This is a genomic window from Hymenobacter profundi, assembly GCF_019334315.1.
Taxonomy (GTDB): Bacteria; Bacteroidota; Bacteroidia; order Cytophagales; family Hymenobacteraceae; genus Hymenobacter; species Hymenobacter profundi.
Genome location: NZ_JAHWGL010000001.1, coordinates 38619 through 51710, shown reverse-complemented (window position 1 = coordinate 51710; position 13092 = coordinate 38619). Strand labels below are relative to the sequence as shown.

At 56.2% G+C, this 13092-nt stretch carries 12 protein-coding genes; 6 read left to right on the top strand and 6 right to left on the bottom strand.

The window, feature by feature from the left end:
- Positions 1-222 precede the first annotated feature (222 nt).
- The 5 genes from KYK14_RS00225 to lepA all read right to left on the bottom strand — a co-directional run bounded on the left by KYK14_RS00225 (position 223) and on the right by lepA (position 5988).
- The gene (locus tag KYK14_RS00225; RefSeq protein ID WP_219156082.1) at positions 223-2169 is read right to left on the bottom strand and encodes an OmpA family protein; all 1947 of its coding nucleotides are present in this window, start codon (positions 2167-2169) and stop codon (positions 223-225) included.
- Positions 2170-2204: 35 nt separating this feature from the next.
- Positions 2205-2822 (bottom strand): 7-carboxy-7-deazaguanine synthase QueE, encoded by a 618-nt coding sequence (locus KYK14_RS00220; protein WP_185284242.1) that lies wholly within the window; start codon positions 2820-2822, stop codon positions 2205-2207.
- A gap of 169 nt (positions 2823-2991) precedes the next feature.
- Entirely contained in the window at positions 2992-3903 is a 912-nt protein-coding gene (locus KYK14_RS00215) for a bifunctional 5,10-methylenetetrahydrofolate dehydrogenase/5,10-methenyltetrahydrofolate cyclohydrolase (protein ID WP_219156080.1), read from the bottom strand.
- Between the two features lie 12 nt (positions 3904-3915).
- Complete coding sequence (locus KYK14_RS00210) at positions 3916-4095, bottom strand: hypothetical protein (RefSeq protein WP_185283569.1); 180 nt, start codon at positions 4093-4095, stop codon at positions 3916-3918.
- A gap of 105 nt (positions 4096-4200) precedes the next feature.
- On the bottom strand, positions 4201-5988 hold the full coding sequence (gene lepA, locus KYK14_RS00205) for a translation elongation factor 4 (protein WP_219156125.1): 1788 nt from the start codon (positions 5986-5988) through the stop codon (positions 4201-4203).
- 186 nt (positions 5989-6174) lie between these two features.
- Between lepA and KYK14_RS00200 the strand changes: the two genes are divergently transcribed.
- The 3 genes from KYK14_RS00200 to KYK14_RS00190 all read left to right on the top strand — a co-directional run bounded on the left by KYK14_RS00200 (position 6175) and on the right by KYK14_RS00190 (position 9673).
- The gene (locus KYK14_RS00200) at positions 6175-6531 is read left to right on the top strand and encodes a hypothetical protein (protein WP_219156078.1); all 357 of its coding nucleotides are present in this window, start codon (positions 6175-6177) and stop codon (positions 6529-6531) included.
- Positions 6532-6699: 168 nt separating this feature from the next.
- On the top strand, positions 6700-8553 hold the full coding sequence (locus KYK14_RS00195) for a glycoside hydrolase family 15 protein (protein ID WP_219156076.1): 1854 nt from the start codon (positions 6700-6702) through the stop codon (positions 8551-8553).
- 253 nt (positions 8554-8806) lie between these two features.
- Positions 8807-9673: a carboxypeptidase-like regulatory domain-containing protein gene (locus tag KYK14_RS00190; protein WP_219156074.1), complete on the top strand. Its 867-nt coding sequence runs from the start codon at positions 8807-8809 to the stop codon at positions 9671-9673.
- Between the two features lie 180 nt (positions 9674-9853).
- On the opposite strand, the gene KYK14_RS00185 is transcribed toward KYK14_RS00190, so the two are convergent.
- Positions 9854-10777, bottom strand: a complete 924-nt coding sequence (locus tag KYK14_RS00185; protein ID WP_185283564.1) for an AraC family transcriptional regulator — start codon at positions 10775-10777, stop codon at positions 9854-9856.
- 249 nt (positions 10778-11026) lie between these two features.
- On the opposite strand from KYK14_RS00185, the gene hxlB reads away from it, so the two are divergent.
- The 3 genes from hxlB (at position 11027) to KYK14_RS00170 (ending at position 13092) form a co-directional block, all read left to right on the top strand.
- Positions 11027-11611, top strand: coding sequence for a 6-phospho-3-hexuloisomerase (gene hxlB / locus KYK14_RS00180; protein WP_185283563.1), 585 nt, complete (start codon positions 11027-11029; stop codon positions 11609-11611).
- Positions 11612-11670: 59 nt separating this feature from the next.
- Positions 11671-12303 (top strand): 3-hexulose-6-phosphate synthase, encoded by a 633-nt coding sequence (gene hxlA, locus KYK14_RS00175; protein WP_219156072.1) that lies wholly within the window; start codon positions 11671-11673, stop codon positions 12301-12303.
- 186 nt (positions 12304-12489) lie between these two features.
- Positions 12490-13092 (top strand): Uma2 family endonuclease, encoded by a 603-nt coding sequence (locus KYK14_RS00170; RefSeq protein WP_219156070.1) that lies wholly within the window; start codon positions 12490-12492, stop codon positions 13090-13092.

Genomic DNA, 13092 nt, shown 5'->3' with positions numbered 1-13092 from the left:
CTATTTTCAATGAATAGTTAGCCTTTTGGAACGGTACAAACGTATTGGCTAAATTTTAACTTAAAAAAGATATTGTAGTATTTAAATAACTGATAACTTGCACTAAACTTATACAACATACTTATTTCCAGCTACCTGTTCAGCGCCTGAAAAAGGAATACTACAATCATAAAAAAAGCCAATAGCGGAGGCTATTGGCTTAGGTGTCGAACGAGTAGTGAGCTATAATAGCCGGAACTCGATGCGGCGGTTCTGCTGGCGGTGTGCTTCTGAATCGTTGGCGACCAAGGGACGGGTTTCGCCATAGCCTTTGAAGCGCAGGCGGGTAGCCTTCACGCCGTGCTCGCTTAGGTAATCATATACGGCCTTGGCGCGGTTTTGCGAGAGCACCATGTTGTCGGCATCAGCGCCTACATCATCGGTATGGCCGGAAATCTCCACCTGCACCTCCTGATACTGCTGCATAAACTGAATCAGCCGGTTCAACTCAGTGCGCGACTTGGGCTTCAGCTCGTACTTATTGGTATCAAAAAACAAGTTATTGAGCACGATGGTGCGCCCGGCCCGCACGGGCTCTAGGTAGATGTCAAGCGTGAGCGGGTCGAAGCTGCGCTTGTCAGTGTAATCGAAGCTTAGGCTTTTGAGCAGGTATTTATCGGCCACGGCGTACATGGCGTACTGCCTACCCTCGTTCAGCACCACCGTGTAGTCGCCCTGCTCGGGGTCGGAGGTCACATATTGTGTGAGCTGGTCGGTGTTGAGGTCGTAGAGCTGCACATCGGCCTTTAGCGGCTTTTTCGTGATGGCATCGAACACCCTACCTTGCGTGTAGGTGCTAGTTTCCTGCGCCTGCACCGACTGCGGCACCTCGAAACTATACAGTTCTACCGGCCGGTTGCGCACCTTGGTTACGCCTGGCTCCGAAGTGCGCGAGCGGGAGCAGAAGCCCCGGCGGTTGTCGGAGGAAATAAACAGCGAGGCTTCGTTCTCAAAGGTATTGAGCGGGTAGCCCAGGTTCTGCGGCACGCCCCACTTGCCATCGGGCTGCACGGCACTACGGAACACGTCCAAGCCGCCCATGCCTACCAGCCCATCCGTTACGTAGTAGAGCGTGGTGCCTGAGGCGTGAATAAACGGCGCCATATCCTGGCCCGGCGTGTTCACGGGGGCGCCCAGGTTGCGGGCGGGGCTCCAGGAGCCGTCGTCTTGCTGGGTGGTCACGTAGATGTCTTCCTTACCCAGGCCGCCGCGCCGGTCGGAGGTGAAGTAAAGCGTGCGCCCATCGGCCGAAAGCGAAGCCTGCGAATCCCAGTAGGGCGAGTTGACGCTGCGGCCCATATTCTGGGGCTTGCTCCAGGTGTTGCCCGTGCGCCGCGAGATGTACAGGTCGCAGGAGCCCACGGAGCCGGGCCGGTCGCAGGAGGTGAATACCAGCGTTTTGCCGTCGCCGGAAATCGTGGCCGCGCCCTCGTTATAAGGCGTGTTGATGGCCGGTGATATTGATACCGGCTCACTCAGCGACCCGTCCTTGCTCTGCTTGGAAATCAGGATATCCTCGAAACTATCATCTGATGCGCTGGCTCGGGCCGTGAACACCAGAAAACGGTTGTCGGCCGTCAGCACCGGGAAATACTGAAAGTAAAACGTATTCAGCGGCTCGCCGAGGCGCTCAGGCTGCTTGCCGGTGGGGTTGGCTATAGCCTTCAGGGCAAACTCGCAGTTGAGCAGTTGCTGCTGCGCCCGCGCCGTATTGCGCTGCCCTTTTGGCCCTACCTTCAGGTACTTGGTGTAGCCATCGGCGGCGGTTTTGTAATCGCCCATACTCAGGGCCAGTTCGCCCAGCGTGAAGTAGCTGTTGGCCTGACCGGCGGCCACCGGTAACTTGCTCAGTCCGTCGCGGTAGGCTTCGTAGGCACTCTGGTTTTCGCCCATTGCCTTCAATAAAGAGCCGCGTAGTACATATGGCTCGCCTAAGGAAGGAAACTTCTCATTGAGCACTTGCAACGTTTCTAGTGCCTTGTTAAAATCGCGGGCTTTGGCTTGCTGCTGCGCTTTATCCCATAGGCCGCGCGCTTTGGTATTGGTAGTGGCCAGGGTTACCTGCGCGGAACTTGACAGAGGCAGCGCCAGCACAAACGCCAACAATGAAGCAGGAAAGGAGAAGCGCATGGAAGGAGAAAGGGTGGGCTAGACCAGAAGATCGGCTAAGGAATATCGAGGTACTTATGCGTTTGCAACGACACCTGCCAGCGCGGATTGGCCTTCACGTAATCGATAATAAGCGGGGTTATGGCGGCGGCTTTGCTCCACTCGGGTTGCAGGTACAAGCGACAGTTCTCCCCTACCTGCGCGGCGTGTTCTTCAGCCCATTTAAAATCAGACTTATTGAATACTACCACTTTAAGCTCGTGGGCTTCAGCCAGCACTTGAGGTAGAGGAGCTTTAAATTTCTTGGGCGAAACGCAGATCCAGTCCCAGCGGCCGGAAAGCGGGTAAGCCCCGGAGGTTTCAATCCAGGTCTGGCAGCCGGCTTCTTGCAGGGAGCTGGTGAGTTGGGTGAGGTCGTGCATGAGCGGCTCGCCGCCGGTAATCACGGCGTTGCGGCCGGGGTAGGACGTGACAGCGGCCACCATGTCGGCAATGGCCACGCGCGGGTGCGCCTCGGCATCCCAAGACTCTTTCACATCGCACCACACGCAGCCAACATCGCAGCCGCCCAGGCGGAGGAAGTACGCAGCGCGGCCCGTGTTGTAGCCCTCGCCCTGAATCGTGTAGAAATGCTCCATCAGAGGCAGCGTGGCCGCCCCTGTGCTATCGGCCATTAGGCCAGTTGCAACGGGAAGTTGATGTAACAAAACAGTCGGCAAAAAAGGTATCGGGCCTTAGGAAAGGCGCTGGGTACCATGGCACCCAAAAACCCTGCCTAAAGCCCGACTTTAAAGATACTAGTAAAGCTTCAAACTGCGAAAATGGCGGTTTGGTTCTGGTTTTTTACCGCGGGTACACCTCGCCTTTCGCGGCGCGTAGCGTGTTCAGCAGCAGCATAGCAATGGTCATGGGGCCTACCCCACCCGGCACCGGCGTGATGTAGCTGGTTAGCGGCGCTACCTCAGTGAAATTCACGTCGCCCTTCAGCACGAAGCCTGACTTGCGGCTGGCGTCCTCTACCCGCGTAGTGCCCACGTCAATCACCACCGCGCCTGGCTTCACCATGTTGCCGGTTACGAACTCTGGGCGGCCTAGGGCAGCCACCACAATATCGGCCTGGCGCGTGATTTCAGCTAGGTTTGCCGTGCGCGAGTGGCATAAAGTAACCGTGCAGTTACCAGGCTCTAAGTTCTTAGCCAGCAATATACTAACCGGCATACCTACTATATTGGAGCGGCCAATCACCACGCAATGCTTCCCGCTGGTTTTGATCCCGTAACGCTTCAGCAACTCCACGATGCCCGAAGGGGTAGCCGGCAGCAAAGCCGGTAGTCCCGCCACCATACGGCCCAGGTTCATGGGGTGAAAGCCGTCTACGTCCTTTTCGGGGCGGACTGCCTCAATCACCTTCTCCGCATTGATATGCTTGGGTAGGGGTAGCTGCACGATGAACCCATCGATTTCGGGGTCCTGATTCAGCTCCTCTACCTTCGCCAGCAGTTCTGCCTCCGTGATGGTGTCTTCGTAGCGCAGCAGGGTGCTGCCGTAGCCTACCCGCTCGCAGGCCAGCACTTTGTTGCGCACGTAGGTCTCTGAGCCGCCGTCGTGGCCGACGAGGATGGCCGCCAAGTGAGGCACCTTTTGGCCAGCGGCTTTCAGCTGCGCTACTTCGGCGGCAATTTCAACTTTGATGTCCTCGGCGGTTTTCTTACCGTCGATGAGTTGGTAGGTAGCAGCTTCGGGGGCTGGGGTCATAGTAATGCGGGTTTACTCTTGGTCGGTTTTGGCCTTGTTTTCGTGGGCGGCAATAGCGGCGTTACCGGCTTCCGTGAGAGCTTTTTCCATAGCGGGCCAATCGTCGCGCCACCGGAACTTACGCTCCTGGCCTTTGATGATTTTTTCCAGTTGCTCCTGGCTTTTGCAGTTCTTGGTGATGTTCTCAGACATGGGATGGATGTGTAATCATACAACGCCGTGTCAAGAAGTGTATGAGGTGAAAAGTAAAGGAGCCAGCAAAAAGCGCGGCCCCTTCCGGAGCCGCGCTTTCGGGCATTAGTCAATCTTTAATACGGCCAGGAAAGCTTCCTGAGGGATTTCTACGGAGCCCACTTGGCGCATCCGCTTTTTGCCCTCTTTCTGCTTTTCGAGCAGCTTACGCTTACGCGAGATGTCGCCGCCGTAGCACTTGGCAATTACGTTTTTGCGCAGGGCTTTCACCGTTTCGCGGGCTACGATTTTCTGGCCGATAGAGGCTTGAATAGCAATTTCGAACTGCTGGCGGGGTAGCAGCTCGCGCAGCTTTTCGCAGAGGCGCTTGCCCCACTCGTAGCTCTTGCTACGGTGCACGATGGCCGACAAGGCGTCGACCTTCTCGCCGTTCAGCATGATATCCAGCTTCACCATGTCCGACTCGCGGAAGCCAATCAGCTCGTAGTCGAGCGAGGCATAACCGCGCGAAATGGTCTTAAGCTTGTCGAAGAAGTCGAACACGATTTCCGACAGCGGCAGCTCGAAGGTCATCTCTACCCGCTCAGACGTCAGGTAGCTTTGGCCTTTGATGATGCCGCGCTTCTCCATGCACAGCGTGATAATGGAACCCACATAGTCGGCCGCCGTGATGATCTGGGCCTTGATGAACGGCTCCTCGATGAACTTCACCGTGTTCGGCTCAGGCATCTCGGAGGGCGCGTTGATGATGTACTCCTGATCCTTGGTGCCGGTGGCGTGGAACTGCACCGAGGGCACGGTGGTAATTACCGTCATGTCGAACTCACGCTCCAGGCGCTCCTGCACGATTTCCATGTGCAGCATGCCCAGGAAGCCGCAGCGGAAGCCAAAGCCCAGGGCCGCCGAAGTTTCGGGTTCCCACACCAAGGCGGCGTCGTTGAGCTGGAGTTTTTCCATGCACGAGCGCAGTTCCTCGTACTCGGTGGTATCCACGGGGTAGATACCAGCAAATACCATCGGCTTCACGTCCTCGAAGCCGTGAATGGCCTCTTTCGTGGGGTTAATGACGTTGGTAATGGTGTCGCCTACCTTCACCTCGCGGGCTTCTTTAATGCCCGAAATTAGGTAGCCTACGTTGCCGGCCCGCATCTCAGGGCGGGGCTCCTGTTTGAGGCCCAAGATGCCGATTTCATCGGCGCCGTACTCCTTACCGGTAGCCATGAAGCGGAGCTTATCGCCCTTGCGCATGGTGCCGTTTTTGATGCGAAACAGCACCTCGATGCCCCGGTAGGAGTTGAACACCGAGTCAAAAATCAGGGCTTGCAGAGGGGCCTCGGGGTCACCTGCTGGGGCGGGAATCCGCTCGCAGATGGCATTCAGAATTTCCTCAATGCCAATACCAGCTTTGCCCGAGGCGTGGATGATTTCGTCCCGGTCGCAGCCAATCAGGTCCACAATCTCGTCCGACACCTCCTCCGGCATGGAGTGGGGCAGGTCAATTTTATTGAGGACCGGAATGATGGTCAGGTCGGAGCCAATGGCCAGGTAGAGGTTGCTAATCGTCTGTGCCTCAATCCCCTGCGACGAATCCACAATCAACAAAGCGCCTTCGCAAGCGGCAATGGAGCGGGATACTTCGTAGCTGAAATCGACGTGACCAGGCGTATCAATCAGATTGAGCGTGTACTGCTCGCCCTGGTACTGATACTGCATCTGGATAGCGTGGCTCTTGATGGTGATGCCCCGCTCGCGCTCCAGGTCCATGTTGTCGAGCAGCTGGGCTTGCATATCGCGCTGGGCCACGGTCTGGGTGAATTCCAGGAGGCGGTCGGCCAGGGTGCTTTTGCCGTGGTCGATGTGGGCAATGATGCAGAAATTACGAATGTTCTTCACTAGAGGCGGTTTTTGCAACTGCAAAGTTACGCAAATCAGCCCGCAAAAGCTAGCTGCCGGCATAAGTCGCCGCGCCCGCCCAAGCTCAACCAAAACGCGCTGCGTGGCCTGTTCGTTTAAACAAGGCCCTACCCCACCCGCCACCATGAGGGTAGGCTTCGTTCCACTTTCCTACCCCTCCCAACCATGAGCATTCAGGTAAACAAGAAGGCCGTAGCGTATGCTAAGCAACTCATCAAAGACGGAAAAATCAAAAACGACTCCGGCCATTGGAGCCAGCATAACCCCAATACGGCCGCTGAGAACAAGTTTATTGACCAGCACGAGATAGAAGAATACGCCAAGTGGCACCTCGGCGAAGACACCAGCATGGGCGAAGACACCAAGGGCCGCTACAAGTTTCCCTACGGTGACTTCAAAACCGTGCACCGCGACGGCCTACTAGCGGCCAAGGAGCGTGCCGCCCAGCAAGGCTACCACGACATCGAAAAGGCCGCCAACGAGTTGGAACAGGCGCTGGAAAAAGCGGCTGACTACGAGTAAATCGAGGCGCAAACCGTTCGGCAACCTGTGGGTGAGTGCTACAAGCCGCCGAACGATTTACGGAAATCGCCTGCTCCCAAATCACTCTACAAAATTTGCGTCAACCTCGCCTGTCGAAGGACCTTTTGCGTTGTTAGGGTACTGCACACTCGTGTACCTACTTCTTTTATGACGCAAGCTACTCCTTTAGAAGACTATGGCCTGGTGGGCAACCTACATACGGTTGCGCTAGTATCGAACAGAGGCTCAATAGATTACCTTCCTTTCACCCGCTTCGACTCCCCTACCATCTTTGCCTCGCTGCTCGACGCTGAAAAGGGCGGACATTGGGCACTGACTCCCGCCGACGAAGGGGTGCAATCCAAACAACTTTACCTGCCTAACACGGGCGTGCTCCTAACGCGCTTCTACTTTAAAGGCGGCATTGCCGAGCTGACGGATTTCATGCCCATCAAGCACCAGGAGCAGAACTGCGCCGTGGTGCGGATGCTGCGTGTCATCAAAGGCAGCATGACGTTTACTATGCACTGCTGCCCCCGTTTCGACTACGCCCGCGCGCCGCACGAGCTGGTGCAGCAGGAGAATGACCTGCTTTTCCGCAGCACCAGCGAGAAGGACTTTCAGTTTCGTCTGCTTGGCGACCGGACGCTTCAGCCTACCGGCACCGGCGACGCTACCGGCACCTGGACCCTGGAAGCCGGCGACACGGCCAGTTTTGTAATTGAAGCCACACCCGTTGACGACCCTTCTTTTATCGCCCGCGACCTGGCGCACTACACCGAAGGCGCTTTTCAGGATACGCTAACGTACTGGCGCGAGTGGATTGAAAGTAGTACCTACATTGGCCGTTGGCGCGAAACGGTGCTGCGCTCCGCTATTACGCTCAAGCTGCTTACCTCACTCCAATACGGCTCAACGGTAGCGGCGGCTACTTTCAGCCTGCCCGAGTGCGTGGGTGGTGCCCGCAACTGGGACTACCGCTTCACCTGGATTCGCGACGCGGCCTTTACCATGTATGCATTTTTGCGTCTGGGCTTTACCACCGAATCGAAAGCTTTTCTGCACTGGATTATGGAGCGGTGCAACCAGTTGAAAGACGCCGCCGACTTGCAGTTGATGTATGCTGTGGATGGCTCCACTGACCTACCCGAAAAGGAGCTATTGCACCTGGCCGGCTACCGCGATTCGCGTCCGGTGCGCATTGGTAATGGCGCCGCTCAGCAGTTTCAGCTTGACATCTACGGCGAGCTGCTTGACACGATTTATCTCTACAACAAGTACGGCGGCGCCATCACCTACGACTTTTGGAAACACGTGTCGCGGCTGGTGGATTTTGTGGCGGAGAACTGGCAGGAGGAGGACCACGGTATGTGGGAAGTGCGCGACGAGGAGCGCCAGTTCATTTCGGCCAAAATGATGTGCTGGGTAGCGCTGGACCGCGGCATTCAGATTGCCAACGACCGCTCGTTCCCGGCCCCGCTGGAAAAGTGGTACAAGGTGCGCGATGAGATTTACCAGGAAGTATTCACGAACTATTGGAGCGAGGAAAAACAAGCCTTTGTGCAGTATAAAGGCGGTGATGTACTGGATGCCGCCGTGCTGTTACTTCCACTAGTGCGTATGTTTAGCCCAGCCGAGCCGCGCTGGCAGTCTACCATGCGCACCCTCGAAAAGGAGCTGATTATTGACTCGTTGATGTACCGCTACCACGCCGGCGGGGGTGCCTCCGATGGCCTGGAAGGAGAGGAAGGCACGTTCACGATGTGCTCGTTCTGGTACATCGAGAACCTGTCGCGGGCAGGCGATTTGGACAAGGCTACCCTGCTATTTGAGAAGCTACTGGGCTTCGCGAGTCCGCTGGGCCTCTACTCCGAGCAGATTGGAACGGCCGGCGAGCAGATCGGCAACTACCCGCAAGCCTTTACGCATCTAGCCCTTATCAGCGCCGCGTTTCAGCTCAACCGTGACCTGGACGAGCGCCACAGCGGCAAGACGCAACAGGGTCATTTGTTTGTAGGGTAGGAACCATTGCGTTGCTGTTGTGGTGTTGGACGTTTGGAACTACGCAACTGAACTGACATCAGCAACTCCGATTATTTTGTATCCCTACTGCTAACTCTGACTTAGCATTTGCCTGAACAACTTCGGACAAATTCAACCTAAAAACTCCCGGCTGAAGCGCGTTGCTTCAGCCGGGAGTTTTGTTTTTGGGAGGGTAGCGTTGCAACGTTTGGGGTTTCCTTCTCACTCTACTGGCTACATCATTCTTCTTTACATGATAGCCTATCTCCTATTTCTTCCGCTTTCATCATTCTTCTTTCAGGGCCCTACCCCAGCCATTATCAATGCTGACACCAACGCCGCCGTGCCCTATGCCTCTGTGGGGGTGAAAGGCAAACCCATTGGAACGGTGGCTGATGCCCAGGGACATTTTAACCCGCAGCAACTGGCTGCCGCTGCGGCTAATGACACGGTAGTATTTTCTTGTGTGGGCTACCGGCCTTACAAAGTACTAGCTGCTGAGCTGACGCGTCACGCTACCATTAAGCTGACGCCACAAGCCCAGACCCTCGGCGAAGTGCACGTGCGCGCCAATGGCTGGAAACGCCACCGCCTGGGCCGCGACGGTATTTGGGGCTTCACCTACTACAACTTTCACCTGTCTACCGACAAAAGCCCCGCCAGCATCCCTGGCCGTGAGGTAGGGACCATCCTGCACGTGAAACCAGGCAGCTACCTAGAAGATGCGCACGTGTATTTCGGGACCCGCAACTACAAGAATCTACGTTTCCGCCTCAACGTGCGCACGCTCGACGCCGAAGACCACCCGGCCGCCAGCCTGCTCACGCAAGACATTCAGTTTGCCGTACCCGACAATGCCCCCAAAGGCTGGCAACACATCAACCTACAACCCTACCTGGTTTGCGTAGGTGACAACAAGCGCGTGGCCGTGACGCTGGAGTGGCTCGACGGCCTGGAAGCCCGCGACCGCGCCGACAAAAACCAGTGGAACGTACTGCTGATTCCGGCTGCTTTATCGGCTACGCACCGCATGGTATTCCGTGACAAATCCGAGGATCAATGGCACGTGCAACCCGTAAATCTGAGCTTGTATGTGACAGTAGCGAGTCCCCGTGACTAGGGAAGTATTAGACTGAAGACCGCACCCTTCCGTAGCCCAGGACTTCAGCTTTGAAAGCTAAAATGAACGGGGCCTATCGTCTCAGAACTGAAGCCTTCGGCTACGAAGTAGCAAGCAGCATACTATAATAGGTGGATGGCTGCTAGAGCCAAGTGCAATGCCACCGGGTAGGGACCCAGTCTACCTAGCCAGGCACAATACGCGATAGTCCGTCGGGGTGATGCCTTCCAGTTGCCGGAACATGCGCGTGAAGTAGTTCAGGTTGCTGAAGCCCGCTTTGAAGCATATTTCGGTGATGCTGAGCGCGGGGTTTTTCAGGCACTTTTTGGCTAGGCGCATGCGCTCTTTAATAATGTAGTCGATGGGCGACAGACCAAATTCGTGCTTGAAGGCCCGGTAAAAATTGGGCTTGCTCATGTACACCTTCTCGCTCAGGTCGTCGACGCTGATTTTCTCCGCAATGTTCTCTTTGATGTAGTGCAGAATGTGCGCAAACCGGTTGGAGGTAGCCAGCACGGCCACGTTGTGCTCCTTTTCGTGGAGACTTTGCACCTGCATGATGCGGAGCAGCAGCTCTTTCACTGTGAAATCGGCCAGAATATCTTTGTTGCGGGAATCACCAAACCCGATCCGCACCAATTTATACAGCAGCGCGGTCACTTCTTCATCGTTGTAGAAGTAGTGCTGGTTGAAGCTAAAGGTCCACTTTTCGTCCTCCGTTTTGGGGTAGTGCTCGTTCAGATAGTTCACCGTGTCGATGATTTGCAGCCGGTCAATGGCCAGGGCCACGCACTGGGTAGGGTTCTCATCTGAGGCCTCCGGGAAATCAATCCTCATCTTCAAATTGGGTGGCACTACCATCGTATTGCCGGGCAGGTAGTTAAACTTCTCCTGCTCCAACAGGTGCATCACCTTCTTGCCGCGTAGCATATTGGTGAGCACCAGGTCGCTGTACGACTGCTCTACCTGCGCACTTTGTATATAGGTTTCGAGCAGACTAATCTCATAGTTTTCCAGCGTTTGTACCCGCCTGTTGTCAATCAGGGTCGTAAGGTTCTGCGCGTTGGGCAGCGGGATGAGAGGAAGCAAATCAGGTACACGCATGGGTGGGTGGTCAGAATGTATCTGCACTCGGGCAGCGATGCAAATGGAGGTAAAATACGCGGGCTACCTGGCAAAACGTAGCCCGCAGGTGGGGTTCGATAGGATACTGCTACCACTTGATACCATTCTGCCAGTATGGCCGTGCAGCCTGCCCTAGCTTTGCAGCATAGTATCCTGATTCGCTTTTCCAGCCGAGCGGTACTATCTGAGTAACCAGCTACGTAGCCGAATCCAAAACCTGCGGACCCCATGAGCAAGACACCTTCCGATGCGCTGAGCACAACCCTGCACAACCATCTAGAGCAGATCATCCGGGAAAATCAACAGCTAGCCGAAAAGCTTGATTTCGACCAGGTAGCGGCAATCCTTCCGCTCTTGCAACAGGCCAACCGGGTGTTTGTTGTGGGAGCCGGGCGCACCGGACTGGCCTTGAAAGCCGCCGCCATGCGCCTGATGCACCTCGGCCTGACGGTGTTTGTGGTAGGCGAAACCACTACCCCTGCCATCGGCAGCGGCGATGTGCTATTGGCCGGCTCCGGCTCCGGCACCACCAGCAGCATCGTGAAAGCAGCCGAAAAAGCAGCCGCAGCCGGCGCTCGGGTGGTGGCTATTTCCACTACCACCTCGTCGCCGCTGGCGGCGCTGGCTACGCATGTGGCCGTGCTGCCCGCCGCCCAGAAGCAGGACCACGGCGGCGAAATCTCGGCGCAATATGCCGGCAGCCTGTTCGAGCAAAGCGTTCTGCTGCTCCTCGATGCAATCTTCCAGACCCTATGGGGCTTGGATGGCACCCCGGCCGAAGAGCTGTGGAAGCGACATGCCAACCTAGAATAATTTCCTGGGGACACTCCTCCCCTTTTTCTCCTACCTAACACAAAATCAGACCCACAATCATGGCTAAATTACAAGTTGCAATCGACCTACTAAGCACCCAAGAGGCTTTGACCCTGGCTGGTAAAGTAGCGCCCTACGTTGATATCATTGAATTGGGCACGCCCCTGATCAAGAGTGAAGGCCTCGCCGTTATTACGGCCATGAAGCAAGCACACCCCGACAAACTCGTTTTTGCCGATTTCAAAACCGCCGATACGGGTGAGCTGGAAGCGGACATGGCCTTCAAAGCCGGCGCTGACCTAGTAACCATCCTGGGAGCCGTAGACAACGCTACCATCGTAGGCGCTGTGAAAGCAGCCAAAGCGCACGGCAAAGGCGTGGTAGTAGACACTATTGGCGTTGCCGACCGCGTGAAGCGGGCTCAGGAAGTAAGTGCGCTGGGCGTAGAATTCGTGGAGCTGCACGCCGGCCTCGACGAGCAGGCTCTGGAAGGCTATTCTATCCAAGTCCTGATTGATGAGGCGAAGCGCGCCGGTGTACCTGTTTCCATTGCGGGCGGTGTCAACCTGAGCAACATTGCTGCCGTGAAGCAAGCTGGCGTAGCTGTTGCCGTTGCCGGTGGTGCTATCTATAGCGCCGCCGATCCGGCCGCTGCTGCCAAGGAGCTACGCGAAGCCCTCGACGCTGCCTAAGGCAGGTAGTCTCTTTGCTGCATCCGTAGTACACACGCCTTACTAGGCTATCGAAAAAGCTCCGGCCACTGGCCGGAGCTTTTTTATTGGCTGTGCGCAAATGGGTGGATGAGGTAGAAACGCCTCCTGAACGTTGAGCCTACTATCCACGTTTTGGCATTACGACCAAACGCGTATCTTTCTGCTATGCTACCTTCCTTCTCCGAACACAGCCTGGTTTTGCGCGGCCCGTACCTGGAAAAGATGACCGATGCGGAGTTTTTCGACTTCTGCCAGCAGCATCCGGAGTTGCGCATCGAGCGCACGGCCAACCACGAAATTGTTCTTATGTCGCCCACTGGCAGCCGCTCCGGCAAACGCAACGCCCGCTTAAATCTTCAACTCGGTAAGTGGTGGGAGCAACAACCCCACCTTGGTGAAATATTTGATTCCAACACTGGTTTTACCCTACCCGATGGCTCCGTACTATCGCCGGATGCTTCCTGGGTTTCGGCGGCTAAGTGGAACGCCCTGACGACTGAGCAGCAGGATAAGTTTGCCCCTGTGTGCCCGGAGTTTGTGGTGGAGTTGAAATCGGCTACTGATTCAACTAAAACCCTGCAAGCGAAGATGCTTGACTGGCTCCGCAATGGGGCACAACTGGCCTGGCTGCTCGTACCCGAGACAGAAACCGCCTACCTCTACCGCCCCGGCCAGCCAGAGCCGGAGGTGGTACAAGGCTTTGATCATGAGCTTTCGGGCGAAGCAGTGCTACCAGGGTTCCGGCTGCGGCTGGCGGAACTGAGGTAG

Bases quoted from the DNA above. Each gene is read 5' to 3' on its own strand.
- KYK14_RS00225 (WP_219156082.1), bottom strand. From the start codon at position 2,169: ATGCGCTTCTCCTTTCCTGCTTCATTGTTGGCGTTTGTGCTGGCGCTG.
- KYK14_RS00220 (WP_185284242.1), bottom strand. From the start codon at position 2,822: ATGGCCGATAGCACAGGGGCGGCCACGCTGCCTCTGATGGAGCATTTC.
- KYK14_RS00215 (WP_219156080.1), bottom strand. From the start codon at position 3,903: ATGACCCCAGCCCCCGAAGCTGCTACCTACCAACTCATCGACGGTAAG.
- KYK14_RS00210 (WP_185283569.1), bottom strand. From the start codon at position 4,095: ATGTCTGAGAACATCACCAAGAACTGCAAAAGCCAGGAGCAACTGGAA.
- KYK14_RS00200 (WP_219156078.1), top strand. From the start codon at position 6,175: ATGAGCATTCAGGTAAACAAGAAGGCCGTAGCGTATGCTAAGCAACTC.
- KYK14_RS00195 (WP_219156076.1), top strand. From the start codon at position 6,700: ATGACGCAAGCTACTCCTTTAGAAGACTATGGCCTGGTGGGCAACCTA.
- KYK14_RS00190 (WP_219156074.1), top strand. From the start codon at position 8,807: ATGATAGCCTATCTCCTATTTCTTCCGCTTTCATCATTCTTCTTTCAG.
- KYK14_RS00185 (WP_185283564.1), bottom strand. From the start codon at position 10,777: ATGCGTGTACCTGATTTGCTTCCTCTCATCCCGCTGCCCAACGCGCAG.
- hxlB (WP_185283563.1), top strand. From the start codon at position 11,027: ATGAGCAAGACACCTTCCGATGCGCTGAGCACAACCCTGCACAACCAT.
- hxlA (WP_219156072.1), top strand. From the start codon at position 11,671: ATGGCTAAATTACAAGTTGCAATCGACCTACTAAGCACCCAAGAGGCT.
- KYK14_RS00170 (WP_219156070.1), top strand. From the start codon at position 12,490: ATGCTACCTTCCTTCTCCGAACACAGCCTGGTTTTGCGCGGCCCGTAC.